This is a genomic window from Streptomyces sp. NPDC046831, assembly GCF_040645305.1.
GTDB lineage: Bacteria > Actinomycetota > Actinomycetes > Streptomycetales > Streptomycetaceae > Streptomyces.
This window is the reverse complement of the sequence record NZ_JBEYXZ010000012.1, coordinates 20,189-43,815: the sequence shown is the minus strand read 5'-3', so window position 1 is coordinate 43,815 and position 23,627 is coordinate 20,189. Positions and strand designations below refer to the sequence as shown.

Below are 23,627 nucleotides of genomic sequence, written 5' to 3'. Positions count from 1 at the left end.
GGGGATCCGGCCGCACGCGGGACCTGGGGCGTGGGAGGCGCCCGCACGCGGATCGGTCCCTACCTGAGACCCGCCGGCTCACGGGACCCGGGACCGTCCGCGCGGGGGTCCGTCCGCCCGGGGTATCCGTCCGTCCGCGCGGGAAGCGCACCGCACGGTGGAATCGCCCCCACGCCACACCCGGTCGCCCACGCCGCGCCGTCGGCCACCCGCTCGCGGGCGGCGCCGCGGAACCGTGTCGGCCGGCCGCGGGCGGTGTCACTGCCTCCCCGGCGCCCCGGGAACCGCGTGCGGCTCGCAGTCGTCGACCTGGAAGGCGAGGTCGTTGATCACGCCGATGACGCCGTCCACCCGCCACGCGGAGCGGACGGCCAGGGGCACGTCGCTGCGCAACCGCACGCGCCCGTCCAGCCGGACGACCCCGTCCCGGACGGAGACGCCGACGGCCTCCCGCGGCAGCCCGAGCTCCCCGGCCACCACCTCGTCGGTCACCTGGCGGCGGATGTCGTCGTCCGCGCGCAGGAACACCCGCAGCAGGTCGCGGCGGGTGGCGATGCCGACGAGGCGGTCCTCCTCGTCCACCACCGGCAGCCGCTCGATGCCGTGACGTTCCATCAGCCGGGCCGCGTCCGGGACGCCCTGCTCCGGATGCACGGTCACCGCGGGCGTCGACATCACGTCCCCCGCGGTGACCGGGCGGTCCGGGCCCCCGCCGTCCCGGGCCGCCTGCTCGCGCACCAGGTCGGTACCGGAGACGACGCCGATCACCTTGTCGTCGCGGTCGACGACCGGAAGACCGCTGATGTGGTGGTGGTCCAGCAACCGGACCACTTCCTTGAACGGTGTCGCCCGGTGGGCGTGGACCACCTCAGGGGTCATCACCTCGCCGACCGTCTGCGATGTCACGGCAGTTCTCCTCGAGCGAATCGGCGGGGTGGGGCCGGCCCCTCCCCGCCACGTCCGACGCGCGGCGCGGAACCGGGGCCCGGCACCGGACCGGGTCCGCTGCCCGCTCGTCCGTTCCACCCTCCGGCCGCCGGGGCCGCCGGCGGGAGGTCCCGCCGGTCCCGGGCAGGGGGCCGGTCGGCCCCGGCCGCGCCCGGCCCGCCGGACCGATGTCCTCCTCCAAGCCGGGACGGCGCGGCGGACCTCGTCCTCCTCGGCGCCGGCGACGCCGGTGTACGGGGGCGGGTCCGGGCCGCGGAACCGGTCACCCTTTTGGGGCCGAAGGGACCGAGGCGGGGCCGTGCGGCCCATGGGCGCCCGTCCCGCCCGGCAGGACGCTCGAAGCAGCAGGAGGGCCGAACCAGCGGGAGGGACGCGTCATGCTTCGGACTGTCGCCGTGGGAGTCGACGGATCTCCCGAGAGCCTGGCGGCCGCGCACTGGGCGGCCCAGGAGGCCCTGCGCCGGGGAGCCGGGCTCGATCTCGTGCACGCCTGGCGCAGGCCCGCCGGCCCGGCGCCGTACGTGGTCTCGGACACCACCGATCAGGACTGGGCCGAACTGATCCTGCGGCAGGCCGTCGACAGCGTCCGCGCCGCGCACCCCACGCTGGCGCTCGACGGCCGTCTGATCGAGGACACCCCGGTCGCCGCCCTGCTCACCGCCGCCGCGGACGCCGAGCTGCTGGTCGTGGGCTCGCTCGGGCTCGGCACGGTGGCCGGATTCGTGACCGGGTCCGTGTCCCAGCGGGTGGTGGCGAGGTCGTCCCGCCCCGTGGTGCTGGTGCGCGCGGGACAGAGCGCCGCCGACGACCACCTGCCCGCCGTGAACGGGGTCGCGCCGCACGAGATCCCCGAGACCCCCTACCGTGCCGTCGTCCTCGGCCTGGACATCGAGCACCCCTACGACGAGCTGATCGAGTTCGCCTTCGACGCGGCCCGGCGGCGCGGCACCGACCTGTGCGTCGTGCACGCCCGCAAGGCGCGGGAGCCCGACGCCCGCACCGGCCCGGCCCGGCAGGACCCGGCTTCCAGCGCGCTGCCGGAGCGCGAGAAGGAGCTGGCGGCGGCGCTGCGCCCGTGGTGCGAGAAGTACCCGGAGGTCCCGGTGACCCGGACGGTGACGGCGGGGCGGCCGGCCGCGGAGCTCGTCCATGCCGCGAGCGCCGCGGGACTCGTGGTCGTCGGACGCCGGGCCGCCGGGCGCCTCGGGACCCACATGGGGCCGGTCGTCCACGCCGTGCTGCACCACGCCGGCTGCCCCGTCGCCGTCGTCCCGCACCCCTGAGGCGGCGAGGACCGCGCCATGCGTATCGTCATCGCCCTCGGCGGCAACGCCCTGCTCCTGCGGGGCGACCGCCCCGACGCCGCCGTCCAGCGGGCGAACGTCGTCCGGGTGGCCACCGCGATCGCGCCCCTCGCCCACGACCACGACCTCGTGATCACCCACGGCAACGGGCCGCAGGTCGACCTGCTCGCCGAGGAGACCACGGCCGACCCCGAACTCAGCGCGCCCTTCCCGCTCGACCTGCTCACCGCCCAGACCCAGGGCATGATCGGCTCCCTGCTGGCGCGCGCCCTCCGCGACGCCCTGCCGGGCCGCCGCGTCGCCGCGCTGGTCACCCACGCCCTGGTCCGCGCCGACGACCCCGCGTTCGGCCGCCCCACCACGCCCGTCGGCCCCGCCTACCCGCGGCAGCTGGCACAGGCGTTCGCCCGCCGGCGCGGCTGGCACATCGCCGACGACGGCCGCGGCGGCTGGCGGCGCGTGGTTCCCGCGCCGTCCCCCCAGCGGATCGTGGAGACCGAGACGGTCGAGGAACTGCTGGGCAGCGGCACGGTCGTCGTCTGCTCGGGCGGCGGAGGCGTGCCCGTCGTCGCGGAGCGGGGCCTGCTGAGCGCCGTGGAGGGCCTCGTCGACAAGGACCTGGCCGCCGCCCGGCTCGCCCAGGACCTCAAGGCAGGTTTCCTGCTCGTCCTCACCGACGTGCCGAACGTCTACGACCACTACGGGACCCACCGCCAGCGGCCCGTGCTGGACGCCACCCCCGGCGAACTGCGGGCCGGCCGCTACGCCGAGGACTCCATGGGACCGAAGGTCGAGGCGGCCGCCCGCTTCGTCGAGGCCACCGGCGCCCTGGCCGCCATCGGCGCGCTGGACGCGGCCTATGAGATCGTCCACGGCAGGTCGGGCACGCTCGTCCGCCCCGCCCTGGCCGCCGGCTGAGACACCGGCCGGGCCGGTGGGGGCTGGAACCCGGCCCACCGCGACCGGCCCGATGAGCCGAACCGGCTGGCGGTGGCAGTCCCGCGCCCACGGCCTCGGCTTCCACCCGGGCTCACCGCCCGCTGACGGCCGGCCGGCGGCGTGCGCCGGCGTCTCCTGGGCCGCCGTGATCGGCGGCCCACCGCCCCCTGCCGGGTCCGCCCGGCGCGGGCCCGCATCCGCGGCCGCCGGTCTCGGCCGGTTCGGTGAAGCGGGCGGCGGGACAGGCGCGTTCCAGGAAGGGAATGTGGTCGCCGCCCCGCAGATGGCGGTCGCGCCGGTGGACCAATGTCAGGGGTGTGCGGGCGCCATGCTCATGGACCGGTCGTTCATGCGGCGAGGCTCGCGCACGCGCCTCTTCGGCTGTCCGGCCGACGCCGAGCCGGCCGGTCCGGCCGGGCTGTCCGGCCGGCGTCCCATGGCGGCCGGCCGGAGGCCCGGCCTGCCCGCGTGGCGTCTGCGGGTGCGGCGGCGCCGACTGCCACACCCGGGCGGTCAGCCCTGCGGGAAGCGGCGGCGGCTCAGTCGCGGATGAGCAGGACCACACCGGCGAGCACGACGGCGAGTGCCACGGCAGCGGTCCCGTGGACCAGCCGGTGCGCGCGCAGCCCGGGCAGGAAGCGGTCGGCAGCGATCCTGCCGGGCCCGGTGAGGGCGAGTCCGGCCGCGCCGGCGGCCAGCAGGAGTTCGTACTCGATGCCCTGGGGGGCGAAGAACCCGCCGCCCCACTTGACGGCCAGGGCGTTGATCATCGTGCCGAGGACGGCGGCGCCGGCCAGTGGCGTCAGCAGGCCGAGCACCAGGCCCAGCCCGCCGAGGGTCTCGCTCAGTCCGGCGATCGCGGCCATCGTCTCGCCCGCGGGGTAGCCGCTCATCGTGAAGAACTGGCCGGTGCCCTCAAGACCCCCGCCGCCGAACCAGCCGAACAGCTTCTGGACGCCGTGCGCCGCGACGGTCAGTCCGAGGGCGACACGGACGATCAGCAACCCGACGTCGTAGGCGTGCGGCGAGGCCCCCTCGGCGACGGTGGAGGAGGAGGCGGAGCGGGTGAGGGTGGAGGCCATGGCGGACGGACCTTTCTGCTGGAGGGCAGGGGGCTCGCTTGAAGTTTCAAGCTTCTGCTCCACGATAGCCGATACGTGAAAGTTCAAGGATTCTTCCGCGCGTCGCTCGACGACCGCTCGCGGCACACCGGGCCACCCTGGAAGCCGCGGTCGGCGAGTCCCGGAACGGCGGACGCGCACGGCACCCGCCCGGGACTCGACGGGCACGGCTGGGGAAGGCGACGCATGGCGTGCCGGCCCCAGCACCCTGCCGACGCGGTGCTGAGCGGAGTGGCGCGATACAGCGCCCCGCAGAAGGGAGAAGTTGTTCGACATGTGCGGTCGCTATGTGTCCACCCGCCGTCCCGACGACCTGGTCCAGCACTTCGGTGTCAGCGAATGGCATCCCGAGGAGAAGCTGGCGCCGAGCTGGAACGTCGCCCCCACCGACGACGTCTACGCCGTGCTCGAACGAACCCCGCGCGGCGGCGACGACGCGCCCGCGCGCAGGCAGCTTCGGCCGGTCCGCTGGGGTCTGGTGCCGTCCTGGGCGAAGGACGTCAGGATCGGCAGCCGGCTGATCAACGCCAGGGTGGAGACCCTCCACGAGAAACCGGCGTTCCGCGGCGCCTTCGCCCGGCGCCGCTGCCTGCTGCCGGCCGACGGCTTCTACGAGTGGCAGCAGGCCAGGACCGAGGGCGCGGGCAGGACCCGCAAGCAGCCCTACTTCATCCACCCCGAGGACGACCGCGTGATGGCGCTCGCCGGGCTGTACGAGTACTGGCGCGACCCGCGGGTCGCCCGGGACGACGATCCCGCGGCCTGGCTGATCACGTGCACCATCGTCACCACCGAGGCCACCGACGCGGCCGGCCGCGTCCACCCCCGCATGCCCCTCGCCCTGAGCCCGGACCACTACGACGCCTGGCTCGACCCGCACCACGAGGACCCCGCCGCGCTGCGCGCCCTGCTGACACAGCCGGCGGACGGGCACCTGGACGCCCGGCCCGTCTCACCGGCCGTCAACAACGTGCGCAACAACGGCCCGCAGTTGCTGGAGGAGGCGACGCCGTGAGGTTTGGCAGCCGGCCCGCCGCCCGCGTCGCCGGGCGCGGCCGGGCGCGGCCGTCAGGGGCCGCGCCGGCGCCGCGGCCGTCCGGTGACCACGGCAGCCCGCCGCCGCCCCCGTCGCCGGGCGCGTTGCGTCCCGCCCCGCCCCCCTTCCGCTTACCGTGCTCTAGTGATGTGACCGGAAAGGTTCGCCGGGAAGCTCGTGACACCCGGTGCTGGGGCAGGTCCCCACGCCGTTCGGGCCGCGGGGTGTGGGTATCTCCCACGCCGCCGGGCCGTGGGGGAGTCGCACGGCGGAGCATCGCCCGCGTACGGGAAGTACTCGGACGATCCGGCAACGCGGCGAGGTGCGGCGCCGGGCGCCGCGACCCGGTGAACCTCTCCGGTCACAGCACGAGACGTGACGGGCAGTCGCCGAGCGAGGCCGGGAGGCGTGGTGGCGGATGCGGGCGGCCCCGCGGCCGGGCCGGGCCGGCGGCGCCGAACCGGCGGCGCGGTGCTGGGCAGCCGGCCGGCGCGCGCCGTACGGCTCCCGCCCCGCGCCCGGTCCCGTCCGGCGGCCCCGTCGGCCGAGCACACGGTGACGTGGCTGCGCGTCGCCGCCGCCTACGCCTGGCGCCTCCTCCTCGTGGGCGCCGCCGTCTACGGCGTCTTCACCGTCCTCGGCCGGTTCCACCTGGTCGCCGTGTCCCTGTTCGCCGCGCTCGTCATCACGTCGCTGCTGCGCCCCCTGGCCGACCTGCTGAACCGCGTCCTGCCGCGACCGCTCGCGATCGCCGTCTCCCTCGTCGGCAGCATCCTGGTCCTCCTCGCCCTGCTCGCCCTCGTCGGCAACGCGGTGGCGGGGGAGTGGACCCGGCTGACCGGTGAGTTCCGCGGCGGCGTCCACCGGATCGAGGTCTGGCTGGAGCGCCCGCCGTTCCGGCTGCGCCCCGGCACCCTCTCCGACCTCCAGCAGCGGATCCTCGACTACGTCACCTCCCACCGGGCCGGGCTGCTCAGCACCGCCGTCAGCGGCCTCGGCAGGGTGGTGGAGGTGGTCACCGGGGGCGCACTGGCCCTCTTCGCCTCCGTCTTCTTCATCCACTCCGGGGAGGCCCACTGGCGGTGGGCGCGCGACCAGCTGCTGCCCGGCGCGGCACGTCCGGTGTGGGACCGCGCGGGACGGGCGGCCTGGAGCACGTTCGCCGGGTACACCCGCGGCATCATCATCGTGGCCGCCACGAACGCCCTGCTGGTCGGCGCCGCCCTGCTGCTGCTGAGGGTGCCGCTCGCGCTGCCCCTCGCCCTGCTGGAGTTCTTCGCCGCGTTCGTCCCGCTGGTGGGCTCGCCGATCGCGCTCGGCGTCGCCACGGTGGTCGCCCTCGCCGGCCGCGGTCCCCTCGTGGCCGCCGCCGTCCTGGTGCTCATCGTCGTCATCGGCCAGCTGGAAGGGCACGTGCTGCATCCCCTGGTCCTCAGCTGGGCGGTCCGCCTGCACCCGCTCGTCGTCGCCGTCTCCGTCATCGGGGGCAGCATCGTCGCCGGAGTGATCGGCGCGGTCGTCGCCGTCCCCCTCGTCTCCGTCGCCTGGGCGGTGCTGGGCGCGACACGCACCCCGGCGTGACGGACCGCGGCAGCGGGCCTCCGCCTCGCGCGATCCCGGTCGGGGCTTTTCGGCCCGCGCGAAAAGGGGCACGCGTCCGTCGTACCACCCCCGAGCGGAGGAACGGTGCCGTGATGGCCGAGTACGAACGTTCACGCACGATGCCCGCCCAGCCGGAGCGGATCTTCGACCAGGCCGCCGACCTCGGCCGGCTGGACTCCTGGCTCCCGGACGACCTCCACGTGCACGCCGAGGACCTACCCGCCGTCACCGTCCACGAGGACCGGACCGACCAGGACACCTCCGCCCTGCTGCGCGCCGAGCCCGATCAGATGCGCATCGAGTGGGGCACGCGCGAACAGGGCAGTTACGCCGGCTGGCTCCAGGTCGCGGGCATCGGCAGCGGAGCCAGCGAGGTGACCGTCCACCTGTCGTTCTTCGACGACCGCCACGATCCGGGTGAGCGGGCCGCCGCCGACGCCCTCGAGGGCAGCCTGCGGCGACTGGAGGAGCAGGTGCGCAGGGACACCGACAACCCGGCCGGCTGACCTGGGCGCGACCCCGAGAGGTGTGTGACGGCCCGGCAGCTCGCCGGGCCGTCACGGCGGTTGCACAGGCCGGGAGGGCGGTCATCCCGCGCGCGGCATGACCGCCGCGCGTCCTCGGCCGAAGGACGCGAGGCGGTGTGAGGCCTCGTGACGAGGTCTCACACCGCTCATCGTTCAGAGGATCGGGTCAGTGCCCGCCGCCTCCGTGACCGCCACCGCCGCCGTAGCCGCCGCCGCCTCCGTGACCGCCGCCGCCGTAGCCGCCGCCGCCTCCGTGACCGCCGCCGCCGTAGCCGCCTCCGTGACCGCCGCCGTAGCCGCCGCCATGGTCGCCTCCGTGACCGCCGCCGTAGCCGCCGCCATGGTCGCCGTAGCCGCCGCCGTAGCCGCCGCCGTAGCCGCCGTGGTCGCCGTAGCCGCCGTAGCCGCCCCAGCCGTGACCGCCCCAGCCGTGACCGCCCCAGCCGTGACCGCCCCAGCCGTGACCGCCCCAGCCGTAGTCGCAGTCGTTGTCACCCCACCAGCCGTTGCCCCAGTTGTCGCAGTAACGGTTGTAGTTGTGGGAGGTGTTCTGCGGGGCCGCGGAAGCGGTCCCCGCCGCGCCGATCGCGGCGCCGCCGGCCAGCATGACGCCGGCTGCGGAGACCGCAAAGAGACGCTTCACACGCTGTGCTCGCATGGGTTCACCTTTCTTTTCCATCGTCTCGCGCAGTCCCATGGGCGCGAGAATGATGGCCGCCGCCGCCAAGGAGATGTGTGTGCGGCGCGGTCTCAGGCGTCGCCGCTTGTGATGTGGGGACACGCCTCGCCCTGCGGCGCCGCGACGCCGGCCGTGTCAGGCCGCGCAGCCGTGCGCTACGGCACGGGCCCCGCTCGGGCGCCTCGCCGGAACGGGAACGTACCCCGTATTGCGGCTGTCACTTGTAGACGCTAGTCGCCCTGCCGCCAGTCGGCATCTTGAGCGAGCAACCCGAACGGACGACATCGGCCAATACGGAACAGACCCGCCCGGCGGCACGGCGCGCGTGGCCGAAAGGCGGGCACCGCCAAGGAGGTTCGGCGCCGGCCGGCCACCCGGCGCCCGGTCCGTCGCGCGGGATCCCGCCGCGCCCGCCCGGCCGGCCCGCGCCGCCGCTCCGCGGCCCCCGCCGTCGCGCCGCCGGGACCGGGCGCGCGCGACGTTCAGGCGAACGGGCTAGAGCTAGGGAGTGTCCCGCGGATCAGGCCGGAGGACCCCGGCGAGGTGCCCTGCCGCGAGGGCACCCCGGTCACCGGACCGGCTCGGTGCCACGAAACCGGGCACGCCCCGGGAGAGCCCCGGGTCCGGGCCGTCACGGGCGGTACGGCAGGCGGGTTTCCGGGGCGGGGCCGGCGGGACGGGACGGCGGGAGCCGCGCCGTGTGCCCGGGAGCCGCACGCCTGGACCGTGGTCCGGCAACCGGGCGCGGTCCGGCGCACGGTGGGCCGACACGGACGCCCGCGTGCCGTGAGGTGCGTGCGGGCCCGCCCGGAATGCGGAACCTTTGGAGTGTTGCCCGCTTCCCGGGTCTTCCATGTCGATAGGGGTCACCGATGGCTGTGCAGGCCGAGCCGGCGAGCTTGGGGCCGACCGCGGAACGCCATGGCGGGGGACGGGTGATCGTTTCCTGGATCACGACGACGGACCACAAGAAGATCGGGCACCTGTACCTGATCACCTCGTTCGGGTTCTTCCTGATCGCGGGTGTCCTCGCGCTGGCGGTCCGGGCGGAACTGGCCCGTCCGGGGCTCCAGATGCTGTCGGCCGAGCAGTACAACCAGGCGTTCACGCTGCACGGCACGATCATGCTGCTGCTGTTCGCCACGCCGACCTTCGCCGGTTTCGCCAACGCGATCATGCCGCTCCAGATCGGCTCCCCGGACGTCGCCTTCCCCCGGCTGAACATGCTCGCCTACTGGCTGTTCCTCTTCGGCGGCCTGATCGTGCTGGGCAGCCTCCTGACCCCCGACGGCGCCGCGGACTTCGGCTGGACGGCCTACATCCCGCTCAGCGGCCGGCGCCACAGCGGCCAGGTGGGCGCCGACCTGTGGATCATGGGCCTGGCCCTGTCCGGCTTCGGCACCATCCTCGGCGCGGTCAACTTCATCACCACCATCGTGTGCATGCGCGCCCCCGGCATGACGATGTTCCGCCTGCCGATCTTCAGCTGGAACATCCTGCTCACCTCGGTGCTCGTGCTGCTCGCCTTCCCGGTGCTGGCGGCCGCGCTGCTGGTGCTGGAGGCGGACCGGCAGTTCGGCGCGCACGTCTTCGCCCCGGCCAACGGCGGAGCCCTGCTGTGGCAGCACCTGTTCTGGTTCTTCGGCCACCCGGAGGTCTACATCCTGGCCCTGCCGTTCTTCGGCGTGGTCACGGAGATCATCCCGGTGTTCTCCCGCACCCCGATCTTCGGCTACACGGGTCTCGTCGGGGCGACGATCACCATCACCGGGCTGTCCGCCGTCGTGTGGGCGCACCACATGTTCGCCACCCAGGCCGTGCTGCTGCCGTTCTTCTCCCTGCTGACCTATCTGATCGCCGTCCCCACGGGCGTGAAGTTCTTCAACTGGATCGGCACCATGTGGAAGGGGTCGCTGTCCTTCGAGACGCCGATGCTGTGGGCCGCCGGTTTCCTCGTGACGTTCCTCTTCGGCGGGTTGACCGGTGTCGTCCTCGGCTCGCCGCCCCTGGACTGGCACGTCACCGACAGCTACTTCGTCGTCGCGCACTTCCACTACGTGCTCTTCGGCACGATCGTGTTCGCCATGTTCGGCGGGTTCACCTTCTGGTGGCCGAAGATGACCGGCACCATGCTCGACGAACGCCTCGGCCGGATCCATTTCTGGACGCTGTTCGTCGGGTTCCACACCACGTTCCTGGTGCAGCACTGGCTGGGCGCCGAGGGCATGCCGCGCCGCTACGCCGACTACCTGGCCGCCGACGGCTTCACCGCCCTCAACACCGTCTCCTCCATCGGGGCGTTCCTGCTCGGCCTGTCCACGCTGCCGTTCTTCTACAACGTCTGGAAAACAGCCAAGGAGGGCGAGAAAATCAAGGTCGACGACCCCTGGGGCTACGGCCGCTCCCTGGAGTGGGCCACCTCCTGCCCGCCGCCCCGGCACAACTTCGTCACCCTGCCCAGGGTCCGCTCGGAAGCGCCCGCGTTCGACATCCACCATCCGGAGGTCTCCCAGCTGGACCAGAAGCAGGACACCGGCCGGCGCGACGTCGTCGACGCCGCCGGACACGAAGGCAGCCGGTCGTGACCGGCCCGGGCCGCGACCTCCCGCCCGCCGAGCAGCCGGCCCGGCTGGTCAACGAGGTGGAGGGCTACCTGCTCGCACAGGCGGAACGCGACCGGGCACGGCGCGAGGCGGCCGCCCTCTGCGCGTGCCTGCCCTGGCTGACCGGAGCGCAGGCCGACGACGTCACCCACCACTACGTGCGGCAGCGCCTGGAGATCACCCGCCAGACGCTGCGCACGATCGCCGGCCGCGCCGAGCAACTGCGGCACGAGTACGAGACGCGCTACGCGGAACTGCGCCGGGCCCTGCTCAGACGGCACGCGGCCGTCGCCTGCGCCCTGCTGGCCGGTGCGGGCGGTCTCGTCACGGTGCTGTGCGCACTGACCCGGGACGCGTAGGGGACAGGGCGCGCCCCGCACGGGTCACCGGCGAGACGCGCCCCGTGGAACAGCGGTCGCCGCGGGGGCGCGCCGCACGCGGGCCGGCCGTGGGGGCGCGCCGTACGGGGGTCAGCCGGCCAGATGGCGTTCGATCCAGTCGGCCGCCCTCCGGCGGAACAGGCGGCGGTTGTCGGCACGCCGGAAGTAGTGGCCCTCCTCGTGCAGGACGAGCACTTCCGCCTCGAGCCCCCGCTCCCTGGCCGCCCGCACGAACTGCTCGGACTCGCCGGGCGGCACGTTGGTGTCGTGTTCGCCGTGCACCGCCAGCACCGGGACGCGCAGCGCGTCCACCCGGCTCATCGGTGACAGCGCGTGCAGCAGCTCGCGGTCGCGGACCGGATGCCCGTACTTGTGGGCGGCCGACTCGGCGATCCACGGCTCGGTGCCGGCGAAGAAGGAGGCGAAGTCCGACATGCCGCAGACCGGGACGCCGGTGCGGAACAGTTCCGGGTGCCAGACCAGCGACGCCATGACCAGGTAGCCGCCGTACGAGTGGCCGAGGACGGCCAGCCGGCGCGGGTCGGCGAGACCCTCGATCATCACGTGGGCCGCGCAGTCGGCCACGTCCTGGATGGCGGCGAACCGGCCCGTGCCCAGGTCCGCGTCCACGAACGAGCGCCCGTAGCCCGACGAGCCGCGCACGTCGGGGGCGAAGACGTCCAGCCCCCGGCCCAGCAACTCGTGGAAGAGCGGTTCGAACACCGGGCGCTCCTGGTCCTCCGGGCCGCCGTGGAGGTACAGCACGCAGGGCGCCGGCGTGTTCGCGGGGCGGCCCGGCGCGCGGTAGTACCAGCCGCCCAGGGCGAGCCCGTCGCGGGCGACGGGCCGCAGGGGCACCGGGCGCACGGGCCGGTGCCCGGTGAGGGCCACGGCCTCGTCGCCGGAGGACCAGGGGGTGCGCAGGGGAGTCCCCTGCGGGAGCCACCAGACGCCGGGACGGCGCTGCGAGCCGGACAGGGCCACGACGGGGGCGTCCGGGTCGGAGGTGACCGCCACCCTCGTCACGACCTCGTGCGGCAGCGGCACGGTGCGGGTCGGCCCGACCGCCGATTCCGGCAGGCCGCCGGCGTCGCGCGGCGGCCGGGCGGCGTCCTCGACGCGGGTTGCCGGCGCCGACTCGGCGGTGCCGTCCGCGGGCCCGGGGAGCGAGGGCTCGGCCGTGCCCTCGGCCGTGGCGCCGGCCGACGGCCGCACAGAAGTCTCCGGTGCGGCGGGGCTGTCCGGTGCGGCAACGTCCCCCGCGTCGGCGGTACCGCCCTGGGCGGAGCCGTGCGTGTCCCGGCCGCCGGCGTCGCGGCGCTGGGCCAGGGCGGCGACCTCCAGTTCGCTCACCCCGCGCACGTTCCACGACAGCACCGCGCTGCGGCCGTTGCGGTCGAGAGCCAGCAGCTCCAGGTCGCAGTCGTCACGGTGGGCGGCGACCGCCAGACCGAGCCGCTCTCCCCGCGCGTCGAGCCGGACCGCGTACAGGGCGGCGTACTCCCGCTCGTGGTCGCTGCGCAGCCACAGCGTGCGGCTGTCCGGCGAGAAGCCGCCGATCCAGGGGTCCCCGTCGGCGACCCGCAGCGCGCAGGTCACCCGCAGGTCCGGGACGCGCACGACGAGGGCCTCGCGCCGCCCGCGCGGGCCCCGGCGCACCAGGGCGAAGCGGCCGTCCCGGCTGAGGTCGCACACGCGCAGGGTCGCGGCCCCGCGCTCGCTCGCGATCAGCACGGGCGCGGCCACGCCGTCCGGATCGACGAGATAGGCCGACAGCGTCTTCGGAGCGGGCTCGCGGCCCCGCGCGCCACCGTTGGCGGCCGCGGACGGTCCGACCCGCGTGGTTCCAGGAACCGCGGAACCGCCGTCGGCGGTGCGCGGCACGGAGGGCGTGCCGGGCGCGGAGCCGAACGGTGGCCGCGGTCCGTGCGGCGGTGCCCCGTGGGCGAAGGCCGCACCGTGCAGAGGGGTCCTGAGGCCGCCGGCGCTCCGGCCGCCCGGGCGGTACAGCGCCGCCACGTCCAGGCCGGCGGACGCGGCGTCCTCCGCGCCGGGGTGCGGGACCGCCTCGGCCACCGTGACCGCGACCGCCGAACCGTCGTGCTGCCAGCAGCCCAGATACGCGGAGCTGTCCGGCTCACCGCCCGCCAGGATCCGCCGTCCCGTGCCGTCCGGACGCACGCACAGCACCCGGGTGTGCTCACCGCCGCCCGGGGCGGCGGTGTACGCGATCCAGCGGCCGTCGGGCGACCAGGACACCTCGGTCACCGGGTGGGGACCGGCGTCCAGGAGGCGGGCCTCGTCGCCGTCGACCGGCCCGGCCCACAGCTGCGGCACGCCGGTCCGGTCGCAGATGAACGCGACGTACCGGCCGCCGGGGTCCACGGAGGGGTACCAGCAGCCGTGAGCCGGCAGCAGGGCGGGCACGTCGTGGGTCGCGGCGGTGTCCGGCAGCGGCGTGGGCGCGGGCGCGGGCCGCTGACCCGCCTGGGGTGTGCCGTCGGGCAGTTCCGTGGACCGGACGGCTCGCGTCGGGTCCGGTGTGTCCGGAGGTGCCGTACCGGTGGCGGCCGGGCTCCGGCCGGCCGGTGGCTCGGTCCGCGTACGACCGGGCTCCGGGGTGTCCGCCGGGCCGGCGCCGAACGCCGTGTCCCAGGGGGTGGCCGGCCGGCCCGGCTCAGCCGGCCGTACGGAGTGGCCCTGCCGCCCCTCCGGGCGCGCCGGGCGGCCGGAGCGTGCCGAGAGGTCCGCGGGGTCCGGCCGCCCGGGGTGTTCCGGGCGGCCGGGTCCGGTCCGTTCGGGTGCCGGGGCCCCGGTCAGCGGATTCCGTGCGTCTGCAGCCATATCTCCAGCAGGGCGACCTGCCACAGGGCGTTCGCCCCCCTCTTGGTGCGGTGTGCGTTCGGCTCCGCCAGCATTTCGGCGACGTGGTCCTGGCGGAAGAGACCCCGGGACACGGCCTCCGGGGCGGTGAGGGCCTCGCGGACCCGGTGCAGCACCGGCCCGGCCATGTGCTTGATCGCCGGGACCGGGAAGTAGCCCTTGGGCCGGTCGACGACGTCCCGCGGCAGCACCTTGCGGCCCGCGGCCTTCAGGATGCCCTTGCCGCCGTCCGCGAGCTTCAGCTCCGGCGGGCAGGCGGCCGCCAGCTCGACCAGCTCGTGGTCGAGGAAGGGCACCCGGGCTTCGAGGCCCCAGTCCATCGTCATGTTGTCGACGCGCTTGACCGGGTCGTCGATCATCATCACGTGCGTGTCCAGCCGCAGGTCGGCGTCCAGGGCCGTCTCCGCCCCCGGCGCCGCCATGTGCGCGCGCACGAAGTCGCCGGACAGGTCCTTCCCGGGCAGCACGCCCGGTTCCAGGATGCGGGCCAGGTCGCCGTGCCGCCGGTCGAAGTAGGTGTCGATGTACGCCTCGGCCGCGCGCTCCCGGGGCACGCCCGCCATGGCCGGGTACCAGTGGTAGCCCGCGAACACCTCGTCGGCGCCCTGGCCGCTCTGGACGACCTTGACCTCCTTGGCCACCTGCTCGGACAGCAGGTGGAAGGCGACCACGTCATGACTGATCATGGGCTCGCTCATGGCGAGCACCGCCCCGTCCAGGGCCTGCGAGACCCGGTCGGAGGGCACCAGCAACTGGTGGTGGTCGGTGCCGAAGTGCCGGGCGACCAGGTCGGAGTAGTGGAACTCGTCGCCCTCCTCGCCGCCCTCGGAGTCGAAGCCGACGCTGAAGGTGGCCAGATCGCTCTGCCCCTCGTCGGCCAGGAGGGCCACGATCAGGCTGGAGTCCAGGCCGCCCGACAGCAGCACGCCCACGGGCACGTCGGCCACCATCCGGCGGCGTACGGCGGTGCGCAGCGCCTGGAGCACCGCGTCCGTCCAGTCCTCCGCGGACAGCGCGGCGTACTCGGGCCGCCGCGTGTACGCGGGCTGCCAGTAGCAGTGGTCCTCGTGGGTGCCGTCCGCCTCGATCACACGGACGGTCGCCGGCGGCAGCTTCCGCACGCCGTTCAGCACGGTGTGCGGCGCGGCCACGGTGGCGTGCCAGCTGAAGTACTGGTGCAGGCCGACGGGGTCGAGGGAGGTGTCCACGCCGCCGGCCGCCAGCAGCGCCGGCAGCGACGAGGCGAACCGCAGCCGCCCCGGCGCCTCGGCCAGGTACAGCGGCTTGATCCCGAGGCGGTCGCGGGCCAGGACCACCCGGCCGGTGTCCTGCTCGACGACCACGAAGGCGAACATGCCGTAGAGCCGCTCGACGCAGGCGGTGCCCCACTCCTGGTAGGCCTTCAGGACCACCTCGGTGTCCGAGTCCGAGAAGAACCGGTGGCCCAGGGACGTCAGTTCGTCGCGCAGCTCGCGGTAGTTGTAGACGCAGCCGTTGAAGACGCCGACGATGCGGGCGTGCGGGTCGGCCATCGGCTGGGCGCCGCTCTCCGACAGGTCGATGATCTTCAGCCGGCGGTGTCCGAGGGCGACCGGCCCCTGGGACCACACCCCGCGGCCGTCGGGGCCGCGGGGCGCGAGCCGGTCGGTCATGCGCTCGACGGCCGCCAGGTCGGGCTGCCGGCCGTCGAAGCGGATCTCGCCGCTGAGCCCGCACATCAGGCGTTCCCCCCTTCCGTGAGCTCCTCGCGCCCGGCCGGCGGCAGCGCGCCGGCGCGCCTCGGCCGACTGCCGCCGGCCGGGCCCGCTCCCGCGGTGGCGTCAGGGGCGGCGTCGGTGGGGGGAGTGGGGACGTGTGACATGACGGTGACAGCTCTCCTCGGTGACGAAGGCGGTGCCGCGGTGGCACCCGCCGGGGTGGCCGCGGCCGGTCCGGCGGGTGCCGGTACGCCGCCCGGCCGGCCGCGGCGGGTGCCGGGCGGCCGGGGCCGCGTGGCGGCGCCGGGCTCCGGGAACTCGGCGCGGGACATGGGGGATGCGGGCTCAGGCGCTCGCGCCGCCGGCGACGGGGCTGGGACGGCGGGCCGGGCGTGGCGCGGACGCCGGTGCGGCGGCGGCACGCGCGGCCGCCGCGCCGCGGGTCTCGGCGACCATGAGGTCGACGCTCGCGAGCAGGTCCTCGGCCTCGGCCGCCTGCCGCAGCCGGTGTGCGGCGCTGCCCATGGCGAGGACCTCCGCCAGCAGTTCGTGGACGGTGTCCCAGTCGCCGGTCGCCTCCAGCGCCGGGCGGAGCCGGGCCAGCATTCCGTGCAGGGCCACGCGGGCCGGGACGGCGCGCCGGGTGACCGGGTCGACCAGGGGCCCTTCGAGGCCGGAGCGGGCGGCGCGCCAGGTGGCTGCGCGCAGCCAGCCGTGACGGCCGTCGCAGACGGGCCCGTCCTCGTGGGCCAGCCGCTCGCAGGCGTCGTGGACGAGGGCGCGGAAGAGGCCGGCCACGAGGACCACGGTCTCCACCCGCGGGCACGCGTCGCAGATCCGCAGTTCGAGGGTGCGCTGGTGCGCCGAGGGCCGTACGTCGTGGTACACCATGCCGGCGTCGCTGATGACGCCCGAGCGGATCAGCTCCTCCAGCTCCGCGTCGTACTCGGCGGCGCCGGAGTAGCAGCCGGCCGGGCCGGCGGTGGGCCAGCGCTGCCACAGCATGGTCCGCCAGCTGGCGTACCCGGTGTCCGCGCCGAGCCAGAACGGCGAGCTGGCGGACAGCGCCAGCAGCGGCGGCAGCCAGGGCGAGACCAGGCACATGGCGCGTACGGCGGTGTCCCGGTCGGGGACGTCGACGTGCACCTGCGCGCTGCAGATCAGCTGCTCGTCCGCGATCCGGCGGTACTCGTCGACCATGTGCCGGTAGCGGGCGTCCTCGGTGACGTCCTGGGAGGTCACCCGGGCCAGCGGGACGGTCCCGGCCGCCACCACCGCGAGTCCTTGCGAGGAGGCCGCCGCGTCCAGTTTCCGGCGGGCCTCCGCCAGGTCCGCGTGCAGGTCGTCGAGGGTGGTGTGCACCCGGCTGTTGCTTTCCACGACGGACCGCTGGAGTTCCGCGGTGAACCCGTCGCTCTCCAGCCGGTCGAGCACGGCGCCGGCCCGTGGCACCAGCCGGCCGCTCTCGACGTCCAGCACGTGGAACTCTTCCTCTGCCCCGATGCGCAACGTCAACGTTCTCCCCTTGCGTACTGATCCGGCCGGCCTACGCTCCGGCCTCCCGGCCCCCGCGGGCGCCGGACCTTCCGAGTGCCCCGGCCGGAGCGCCCGCAAGCGTGTCCGCGCATCTGATGCCACACAGCTCACATGTGAGCACAGAGGGTGCCGGGTGCCGGGCACACGCGCGGTCGCCCGCCGGCCACGGAAGGGCGGCGTCAGTGCAGCGCCCGGTACACCGATGCGGTGGTGAGGCCGTAGACGAGGTGCGGCACCACGTCGGACACCCAGGAGGTCGTGTCCCACGAGAAGGGGTCGGTCACCCGCAGCGCGGCCGCGGGGACGTCGCTGCCCGCCATGGCCGCCGCGCCGAGCAGCGGCCCGGCCACCGAGACCGGCAGGGGTCCGCTCCGCCGGCGCAGCAGGCCGTACGCCGCTCCGACGCCGACACCGGTGAGGTACCCGAGGAGCGCGCCCGCGGCCTCCGCGCGGTGGGACCTGGTGTCGCCCTCGCCGAGCCCGACGCCGGTCCGGTCGGCGAGCCGTTCCGCGACCTGTGCGGGCACTCCGCTGGATCCGCGTCCGCGCACCAGCATGTCGCCGTACGTGGTGAGGTCCAGCGCGAGGGTCCCCGCCGCTCCGGCCAGCAGGCCTTTGGTCATCGCGTGCATCCGGGTGCTCCCTTCGGTGTCGCGTGGTCGCCGCACACGGCACCCCGGGTTCCCACGGGGCGGCCGGCGAAAAGCGCGACGATCACCGCCCTGGACGGCGGCGGCCTCAGGGGCGGCTGGGGGTGCGCAGGGCGAGGATCGCGACGTCGTCGTCGTTGTCGTCCGGGCGGACCCGGGCGAGCAGCGCGTCGGTGAAGGACTCCAGCGGGCGGTGGGCGAGGGCGGCGGCGTGCCGGCGCAGCCGGTCGAGGCCCTCGTCGATGGCGTGGCGGGGCGACTCGACCAGGCCGTCGGTGTACAGCACCAGGGTGGATCCGGGCGGCAGCACCGTGGACGCGTCCCGGCGGGTGCGCTGGGTCCGGGCGCCCAGCAGGATGCCGTGTCCTTCGGTGAGGTACTCGGTCACGCCGTCGTGGGTGACCAGCAGGGGCGGCGGGTGCCCCGCGTTGGTCCACGACAGCTCCCACAGCCCGTCGTCGCCACCGGTCATCCGGGCCAGGATCACCGTGGCCATGGACACCTCGCTGATGTGCTCCGTGGCCTGGTCGAGCCACTCGACGATCCTGCTCGGCGGCTGCTTCTGCGACCAGGCGTAGGCGCGCAGCATGTTGCGCAGCTGCGCCATGCCCGCGGCGGCGTCCAGGTCGTGCCCGACGACGTCGCCGATCGCGAGCGCCATGGCGCCGTCCGAGAGGGAGAACGCGTCGTACCAGTCCCCGCCGACCTTCGAGGCGTCGGGCGCCGAGACGTACCGGGCGGTCATCTCCAGCCGCGGCACGCGCGGCAGCTGGGGCAGCAGGTGCCGCTGCATGGTCTCGGCCACCTTGCGCTGGCGCTGGTAGAGCCGGGCGTTGCCGAGCGCGAGGCCGGCCCGGCGCGTGATGTCCTCCAGCAGCGCCAGGTCGGTGACGGTGAAGGGCGGGCGCCCCGGGCCGCGGCCCAGGGTCAGCGCGCCCAGGACCTCGCGCAGGGTGCGGATCGGCGCGATCGCCGCCGAGCGCATGCCGGTCGCCTCGAACAGGCGGCGCTGCTCGACCGCGATGCCGGAATCGGGCTCGCGCCGGTAGGTCTCCGGTCCCGTGAGCGTGGACGCCACGCCCCGCAGCGCGCGCGACAGAGGCCACTGCGACTGCTCGGGCACGGGCGGCATCGGTCCCTGCAGGTCCTCCCGGGTCACCAGGTCGCCGTCGGCCGCCTCCACCACCAGGGCGCGCTGCACCTCGTCGCCCTCGGTGATCAGGTCGACGATCGCCCAGTCCGCCAGCCGGGGCAGCACCAGGCGCATCAGGCGGCCCAGCGCCTCGTCGACGTCCAGCGTGGACGTCAGGCGCGTGGTCGTCTCCGCGAGCAGCGCGAGACGCTCCAGCTCCGAGATGGACCCCGTCGAGCCGTCGTCCTGCGGAGCGCCGAGCGGCCCGGCCTCGTCGAGGGAGTGGAAGAGCACGAGGGTGCAGGAGGGCCGGTCTTCGACCCGGTACGGGGTCTGCAGCCACGCCACCTGGAGCATGGAGCCGTCCCCGCGCTCGAACCACTGCTCCCCGGTCTGCGCCGGGCGCCGCGCCAGGAAGGCGTGGCGCATCACGCACTGCGTCCTCGACAGGTGCTCGCCGTGGCGGGTGCGGTGCAGCAGCTCGTGCGCGTCCTGCCCGAGCAGTCCCTCCAGCGGGTAGGCCAGCAGGCGCTGCGCCCGGGCGTTCGCGGCGACGATGCGCCCTTCCTCGTCCACCACGTACGCGCCGGTGCCGATGGCGTCCAGGGACTCGCACAGGCGGTCTCCGGCCTCCGCCCGGGACGGTCGGTCCACGGCATCGGGAGCCTCTGGGCTCTTCACTTCCCGCCTCCTCGTCCGCGACGGGTGCCGGTTCCGGCCGTACCGGAAGGCTCGCCGCACCACTCCGCACCCGTGTGGTGTGTCTGTCTCGGAGTGTCCCCCGCACGGCCGGTTCAATCGCGCGCCGCGGCGGGGCACTCCCCATGGCTTCTGCCCTGCCGGCCCGCTGCGCGATGCCACGTGCCGAGGCCCCCGGCCCGCCCGGCCGGGCGCCGCCTCGCGGGCGCTCGGCCGGGACGCCCCCGGCTACAGGTACGGGCGCGTGATCAGCTCGATCGCATGCCCGGCGGGGTCCTTGAAGTACACCCCCCGGCCGCCGTGCTCGTCGTTGGTCTCGCCCGGGCGCCGCATCTGCGGATCGGCCCAGTGCTCGACGCCGCGGTCGCACAGCCGCCGGTACGCCCGCTCGAACAGCTCGTCGTCGACCAGGAACGCGTAGTGCTGCATCTGGATCTCCACCGGCGGCTCGGCGAACTGGAGCAGGACGCCGTCGTGGAGCTGGATGTTGGTGAAGGGACCCCAGGACGGTGCCGCGGGGAGCTCGAGGAGTTCGCGGAAGAAGCGGGCCGACTCCTCGCGGTCCCGCGCGGCGATGATGGTGTGGTTGAACGTGACTGTCATACGGCTGACCTCGCTGTGGTGCGACACGGGAAAGGGACTCGTGGTGCACGAGCCCGAGGAGGTCCGCGTGCCGGACCGAGGGGGCGCTCCGCGCGCCCCCGCTGTGCGGTCAGCCCTCCACCGGGTGGCCGATCCGTGTGTGGCGTGGCGCCGGTCCGGTGTTCACGTCGGGTGACCCTACGCGAGCGGCCCGGCGCGGGCAACGGGTGTCCGGGGCCTGGTGCGGCGGACGAGGAGGCGGCCGTCCCGGCCGCCGTCGGGACGGCTCCCTCCCGATCGGCGTCACCCACCCTTGGCGAAGGTGAATACCTGACGTAGAATTCGTGTATCGCTCAACACGTTCCAACGGGGGGACGACCGGCGAGGAGGACGGGTGACCTGGGGAAAGGCCGGCATGGCGGAGGGATCCGCACGCCAGACTCCGGCGCGGGCCCGGCAGGCCGCTGTGGCGGACGGGACCGCGGCGCTTCCCTGCCCGCCGACGCTCGGCTGCCGTCCGGAGGGCGACAGGGTGGTGGTGACGATCCGCGGAGAGGTCGACCGGGATGCCGCGGGCGTCCTCGGACGGACGCTGGACGACGCGCTCCGGCGGGCCGGGCAAGGAGTCGACCTCGACCTGGGGGACGTCGCCTTCTGGGACTGCTCCAGCCTCAACGTCCTGCTCGAACTGCGCCGGCGGGCGCTGCGGTCCGGCAAGGACGTCGCCATCCGGGCCGCTCATCCCACCGTCGACCGGGTCCTGGAACTGACCGGCACGGTGGATCTCTTCGTCCCCTCGGCCGCCCGGACCTGACGCCCGGGCGGCCCGGGCCTCCCCGCCGGATCCGGCCGGGCCCGCCCGGGCAACTCCACTCGCTGAGGGAAGCTGCGGCAGGCCGCGGCGGTCCTTCCTCCCGGTCTCCTCGACGCCCGGCGCGACCCGCGGTTCCGGCGGACGCCCGCGCGGTTCTCTTCCGCTTGCCGCCCGGTCCCCCCGGCCCATCGGCACGTTCCTCGCCTGCCCCTGCCGGGCGGTCCGCCCGGCAGGGATGCGCTCCTTCCCTCCCGGCCTGCCCCGGACCGGTCGGCCCGGCGGGCCGGGGCCGCTGGGCCCAGGCGCGGCCCGGTCCGCTGGTGCACGATCGAAGGAAGACCGCCGGCGGACCGGGCCGGCCGGCCGCCGGGCGCAGGAGGCGGAGCGCCGCCGGCGGACCGGGAGCGCAGGCGGTGCCGGGCGCGGAGCAGGGGCGCTGAGCCCTGCCCCGGAGAGGAACGGTGAAGGTATGACCTGGGCATCATGGACGACCACGGGGGTGTTCGCCGGACGCGGGGGCGTCCGGACCGACGAGGCCGGGATCCTCACCGGCGACCTGACCGTCCACACCACCTGGCACGGCACCCAGGCGGAGGTGACGGTGCAGTACAGCGGCACGTCGCAGTGGTTCACCCTCACCGGAAGTCCGGTCCAGTGCCTGTCCGAGGAGGACAGCCGCGACCTGCACCAGGTGGTGGTGGAAGCCGTACGGGCCGGCGGTGGCGCCGGGGTCCCGGAGCTGTACGGGTGGAGCCGCCGGTGACACCGGCACGGACCCGGCCCCGGTGGCGGCGAGCCGGGCGGGGTCCCCGCCGGGCGAGCAGGTAACGGAGTAAACCTGAAGGAGAACGCCCGTCGTCCCGCGGCACGCGCACACCGGCGCGCCGCTCGGAGCGCCGGGTGTCGCAACCAAGTGAGGAGTGTGAGCCGGCATGCAGGTACACGTGGGCGACGTCTTGCGGTTCACCGGCAGGACCGTGGGAACGCCGGAGCACCATGCCACGGTCCTCGAGGTGCTCGGCCGGAACGGGGAGCCCCCGTACCGGGTGCGGTACGAGGACGGTCACGAGACGGAGATCTACCCGGGCCCCGGCTGCCTGGTCGAGAACCGTCCCGACCACATGGCCGGGGCGCCGCGGCCGCACCGGTGACGTCCTCCGGCCGCCGAGGCGGCGGGGCGGGCTTCCGTGCCACGCCCCGCCCCCTTCGCGCGGACGGCCGGGAAACGACGCGTCGCGTCAGATGTACATGGCCGCGTAGTACCGCAGTTCGGGCCAGGTCTGACTGCCGACGACCCCGTCGACGGTCATCGCGGGGTAGCCGGTCCTGTCGTTCACATAGGACTGGAACGCCTTGGCAGCGGCCTTGGACCTGCTCCCGAAGACACCGTCGATGGTGCCGGGGTCGAACCCGACCTTCTTGAGCAGACACTGGGCCTCGATGCCCGAGCTCGACACTCCGGTGGAGCTGGGAATGACCGTCGTGCCCTGGTCCTAGCCGGCGTACCCGTAGACCCCCGACTGGGAGTAGTGGCAGGTGTACGCCTGAGCGGTAGTGGTGCCGGCGAACGCCGCGGGGGCGGTGACGGTGCCGCCGATCAACGCCGCGGCGGTCAGAGCCGTCGCGATGATTCGCCGTGAAGCCATGTCTTCTCCCTCGTGCGGTGATGCGGTGGCGACTGCGGGGATACAACGCCGCCTCACGCCTGCCCGCGGAGCAGCTGGCCAAGGGCATCGCCGCCTACTCCTCCGGCAACCACGCGCAGGCCGTGGCCCTCGCCGCCCGGGAACTGGGCACCAGCGCCGTCATCCTCATGCCGGAGGACACCCCCGACTCCAAGAAGGAGGCGACGGCCGGCTACGGAGCCGAGATCGTCACCTACGACCGCTACACCGGTGACCGGGTCGCCATCGGGGAGGCGCTCGCAGCCGACCGCGGCCTCGCTCTCGTCCCGCCGTACGAGCATCCGCACGTCATCGCCGGCCAGGGCACGGCGGCCCTCGAACTGATCGAGGAGGCCGGCGAGCTGGACGCCCTGGTCGTGCCGGTGGGAGGCGGCGGGCTGATCGCCGGCAGCGCCACCGCCGCCAAGGCGCTCCTGCCCTCGGTGCGCGTCATCGGCGTCGAACCGGAGCAGGGGGACGACACCAAGCGGTCCCTGGAGGCGGGCCGGCGGGTCTCGGTCCCCGTGCCGCGCACCATCGCCGACGGCCAGGCCGCCGACATCCCCGGGGAGCTGACCTTCTCCGTCAACCGGCGCCTGGTGGACGCCGTCGCCCTGGTCGACGACGACCAGATCCGCGAGGCGATGCGGTTCGCGTTCGAGCGCATGAAGATCGTTCTCGAACCGAGCGGCGCGAGCGCTCTGGCCGCACTCCTCGCCCACCGGATCGGCCCGGTGCCCGGGCGCGTCGGCGTCATCGTCTCGGGCGGCAACATCGGGGCCCGCCGGTTCTCCGAGCTCATCGGCGCAAGCTGACGGGACGTCAGGACCC

22 protein-coding genes are annotated in these 23,627 nt (G+C 74.8%); 11 read left to right on the top strand and 11 right to left on the bottom strand.

The annotated features are described in order from the left end of the window. Positions 1-258 precede the first annotated feature (258 nt). The gene (locus tag ABZ920_RS13290) at positions 259-906 is read right to left on the bottom strand and encodes a CBS domain-containing protein (protein WP_361502810.1); all 648 of its coding nucleotides are present in this window, start codon (positions 904-906) and stop codon (positions 259-261) included. 419 nt (positions 907-1,325) lie between these two features. On the opposite strand from ABZ920_RS13290, the gene ABZ920_RS13285 reads away from it, so the two are divergent. After that, positions 1,326-2,231: a universal stress protein gene (locus tag ABZ920_RS13285; protein ID WP_361502808.1), complete on the top strand. Its 906-nt coding sequence runs from the start codon at positions 1,326-1,328 to the stop codon at positions 2,229-2,231. A gap of 18 nt (positions 2,232-2,249) precedes the next feature. After that, positions 2,250-3,170: a carbamate kinase gene (locus ABZ920_RS13280; protein WP_361502805.1), complete on the top strand. Its 921-nt coding sequence runs from the start codon at positions 2,250-2,252 to the stop codon at positions 3,168-3,170. A gap of 560 nt (positions 3,171-3,730) precedes the next feature. On the opposite strand, the gene ABZ920_RS13275 is transcribed toward ABZ920_RS13280, so the two are convergent. Then, positions 3,731-4,273 carry a DoxX family protein gene (locus tag ABZ920_RS13275; RefSeq protein WP_361502802.1) on the bottom strand — a complete coding sequence of 181 codons (543 nt, stop codon included), beginning with the start codon at positions 4,271-4,273 and terminating at the stop codon, positions 3,731-3,733. 313 nt (positions 4,274-4,586) lie between these two features. Here ABZ920_RS13275 and ABZ920_RS13270 point away from each other — a divergent pair, with 313 nt between their 5' ends. The 3 genes from ABZ920_RS13270 to ABZ920_RS13260 all read left to right on the top strand — a co-directional run bounded on the left by ABZ920_RS13270 (position 4,587) and on the right by ABZ920_RS13260 (position 7,456). After that, positions 4,587-5,327 (top strand): SOS response-associated peptidase, encoded by a 741-nt coding sequence (locus ABZ920_RS13270; RefSeq protein WP_361502800.1) that lies wholly within the window; start codon positions 4,587-4,589, stop codon positions 5,325-5,327. A 576-nt stretch (positions 5,328-5,903) separates the two neighbouring features. Beyond that, positions 5,904-6,929, top strand: coding sequence for an AI-2E family transporter (locus tag ABZ920_RS13265; RefSeq protein WP_361502798.1), 1,026 nt, complete (start codon positions 5,904-5,906; stop codon positions 6,927-6,929). A gap of 113 nt (positions 6,930-7,042) precedes the next feature. Beyond that, on the top strand, positions 7,043-7,456 hold the full coding sequence (locus ABZ920_RS13260; RefSeq protein WP_361502796.1) for an SRPBCC family protein: 414 nt from the start codon (positions 7,043-7,045) through the stop codon (positions 7,454-7,456). A gap of 187 nt (positions 7,457-7,643) precedes the next feature. On the opposite strand, the gene ABZ920_RS13255 is transcribed toward ABZ920_RS13260, so the two are convergent. Beyond that, the gene (locus tag ABZ920_RS13255; RefSeq protein WP_361502794.1) at positions 7,644-8,135 is read right to left on the bottom strand and encodes a hypothetical protein; all 492 of its coding nucleotides are present in this window, start codon (positions 8,133-8,135) and stop codon (positions 7,644-7,646) included. Between the two features lie 893 nt (positions 8,136-9,028). On the opposite strand from ABZ920_RS13255, the gene ctaD reads away from it, so the two are divergent. Both ctaD and ABZ920_RS13245 read left to right on the top strand, forming a co-directional pair. Next, a complete protein-coding gene (ctaD, locus tag ABZ920_RS13250) occupies positions 9,029-10,741 on the top strand; it encodes a cytochrome c oxidase subunit I (RefSeq protein ID WP_361502792.1) in 1,713 nt (570 codons plus the stop codon). Continuing rightward, positions 10,738-11,118 carry a hypothetical protein gene (locus tag ABZ920_RS13245; RefSeq protein ID WP_361502790.1) on the top strand — a complete coding sequence of 127 codons (381 nt, stop codon included), beginning with the start codon at positions 10,738-10,740 and terminating at the stop codon, positions 11,116-11,118. The genes ctaD and ABZ920_RS13245 overlap by 4 nt, the downstream gene beginning before the upstream one ends. A gap of 111 nt (positions 11,119-11,229) precedes the next feature. Here the strand turns inward: ABZ920_RS13245 and ABZ920_RS13240 are convergent, their stop codons facing one another. From ABZ920_RS13240 to ABZ920_RS13215, 6 genes are all read right to left on the bottom strand, one after another. Beyond that, entirely contained in the window at positions 11,230-13,983 is a 2,754-nt protein-coding gene (locus ABZ920_RS13240; RefSeq protein WP_361502787.1) for an alpha/beta fold hydrolase, read from the bottom strand. Then, complete coding sequence (locus ABZ920_RS13235) at positions 13,956-15,740, bottom strand: N-acetylglutaminylglutamine amidotransferase (RefSeq protein WP_361502785.1); 1,785 nt, start codon at positions 15,738-15,740, stop codon at positions 13,956-13,958. Before ABZ920_RS13235 ends, ABZ920_RS13240 begins: the two co-directional genes overlap by 28 nt. A 324-nt stretch (positions 15,741-16,064) precedes the next feature. Continuing rightward, positions 16,065-17,234: a glutamate--cysteine ligase gene (locus ABZ920_RS13230; protein WP_361502782.1), complete on the bottom strand. Its 1,170-nt coding sequence runs from the start codon at positions 17,232-17,234 to the stop codon at positions 16,065-16,067. Positions 17,235-17,434: 200 nt separating this feature from the next. After that, entirely contained in the window at positions 17,435-17,887 is a 453-nt protein-coding gene (locus tag ABZ920_RS13225) for a hypothetical protein (RefSeq protein WP_361502780.1), read from the bottom strand. Positions 17,888-17,993: 106 nt separating this feature from the next. Beyond that, positions 17,994-19,691 carry a SpoIIE family protein phosphatase gene (locus ABZ920_RS13220; RefSeq protein WP_361503122.1) on the bottom strand — a complete coding sequence of 566 codons (1,698 nt, stop codon included), beginning with the start codon at positions 19,689-19,691 and terminating at the stop codon, positions 17,994-17,996. A gap of 273 nt (positions 19,692-19,964) precedes the next feature. Beyond that, on the bottom strand, positions 19,965-20,339 hold the full coding sequence (locus tag ABZ920_RS13215; protein WP_361502777.1) for a VOC family protein: 375 nt from the start codon (positions 20,337-20,339) through the stop codon (positions 19,965-19,967). A 373-nt stretch (positions 20,340-20,712) separates the two neighbouring features. On the opposite strand from ABZ920_RS13215, the gene ABZ920_RS13210 reads away from it, so the two are divergent. The 3 genes from ABZ920_RS13210 to ABZ920_RS13200 all read left to right on the top strand — a co-directional run bounded on the left by ABZ920_RS13210 (position 20,713) and on the right by ABZ920_RS13200 (position 22,283). Then, a complete protein-coding gene (locus tag ABZ920_RS13210; protein ID WP_361502774.1) occupies positions 20,713-21,132 on the top strand; it encodes an STAS domain-containing protein in 420 nt (139 codons plus the stop codon). 469 nt (positions 21,133-21,601) lie between these two features. Next, positions 21,602-21,895 carry a hypothetical protein gene (locus tag ABZ920_RS13205; protein WP_361502771.1) on the top strand — a complete coding sequence of 98 codons (294 nt, stop codon included), beginning with the start codon at positions 21,602-21,604 and terminating at the stop codon, positions 21,893-21,895. A gap of 169 nt (positions 21,896-22,064) precedes the next feature. Next, the gene (locus ABZ920_RS13200; RefSeq protein WP_361502769.1) at positions 22,065-22,283 is read left to right on the top strand and encodes a DUF1918 domain-containing protein; all 219 of its coding nucleotides are present in this window, start codon (positions 22,065-22,067) and stop codon (positions 22,281-22,283) included. Between the two features lie 87 nt (positions 22,284-22,370). Here the strand turns inward: ABZ920_RS13200 and ABZ920_RS13195 are convergent, their stop codons facing one another. Further along, positions 22,371-22,589, bottom strand: a complete 219-nt coding sequence (locus tag ABZ920_RS13195; protein ID WP_361502766.1) for a peptidoglycan-binding domain-containing protein — start codon at positions 22,587-22,589, stop codon at positions 22,371-22,373. 36 nt (positions 22,590-22,625) lie between these two features. After that, positions 22,626-22,778 (bottom strand): hypothetical protein, encoded by a 153-nt coding sequence (locus ABZ920_RS13190; RefSeq protein WP_361502764.1) that lies wholly within the window; start codon positions 22,776-22,778, stop codon positions 22,626-22,628. Between the two features lie 20 nt (positions 22,779-22,798). Here ABZ920_RS13190 and ABZ920_RS13185 point away from each other — a divergent pair, with 20 nt between their 5' ends. Then, entirely contained in the window at positions 22,799-23,611 is an 813-nt protein-coding gene (locus tag ABZ920_RS13185) for a pyridoxal-phosphate dependent enzyme (protein WP_361502761.1), read from the top strand. Positions 23,612-23,627 lie beyond the last annotated feature (16 nt).

Coding starts and splice junctions, on each gene's coding strand:
- ABZ920_RS13285 (WP_361502808.1), top strand. CDS start 1,326: ATGCTTCGGACTGTCGCCGTGGGAGTCGACGGATCTCCCGAGAGCCTG.
- ABZ920_RS13280 (WP_361502805.1), top strand. CDS start 2,250: ATGCGTATCGTCATCGCCCTCGGCGGCAACGCCCTGCTCCTGCGGGGC.
- ABZ920_RS13275 (WP_361502802.1), bottom strand. CDS start 4,273: ATGGCCTCCACCCTCACCCGCTCCGCCTCCTCCTCCACCGTCGCCGAG.
- ABZ920_RS13270 (WP_361502800.1), top strand. CDS start 4,587: ATGTGCGGTCGCTATGTGTCCACCCGCCGTCCCGACGACCTGGTCCAG.
- ABZ920_RS13260 (WP_361502796.1), top strand. CDS start 7,043: ATGGCCGAGTACGAACGTTCACGCACGATGCCCGCCCAGCCGGAGCGG.
- ABZ920_RS13255 (WP_361502794.1), bottom strand. CDS start 8,135: ATGCGAGCACAGCGTGTGAAGCGTCTCTTTGCGGTCTCCGCAGCCGGC.
- ctaD (WP_361502792.1), top strand. CDS start 9,029: ATGGCTGTGCAGGCCGAGCCGGCGAGCTTGGGGCCGACCGCGGAACGC.
- ABZ920_RS13240 (WP_361502787.1), bottom strand. CDS start 13,983: ATGGCTGCAGACGCACGGAATCCGCTGACCGGGGCCCCGGCACCCGAA.
- ABZ920_RS13235 (WP_361502785.1), bottom strand. CDS start 15,740: ATGTGCGGGCTCAGCGGCGAGATCCGCTTCGACGGCCGGCAGCCCGAC.
- ABZ920_RS13225 (WP_361502780.1), bottom strand. CDS start 17,887: ATGCACGCGATGACCAAAGGCCTGCTGGCCGGAGCGGCGGGGACCCTC.
- ABZ920_RS13215 (WP_361502777.1), bottom strand. CDS start 20,339: ATGACAGTCACGTTCAACCACACCATCATCGCCGCGCGGGACCGCGAG.
- ABZ920_RS13205 (WP_361502771.1), top strand. CDS start 21,602: ATGACCTGGGCATCATGGACGACCACGGGGGTGTTCGCCGGACGCGGG.
- ABZ920_RS13200 (WP_361502769.1), top strand. CDS start 22,065: ATGCAGGTACACGTGGGCGACGTCTTGCGGTTCACCGGCAGGACCGTG.
- ABZ920_RS13190 (WP_361502764.1), bottom strand. CDS start 22,778: ATGGCTTCACGGCGAATCATCGCGACGGCTCTGACCGCCGCGGCGTTG.
- ABZ920_RS13185 (WP_361502761.1), top strand. CDS start 22,799: ATGCGGTGGCGACTGCGGGGATACAACGCCGCCTCACGCCTGCCCGCG.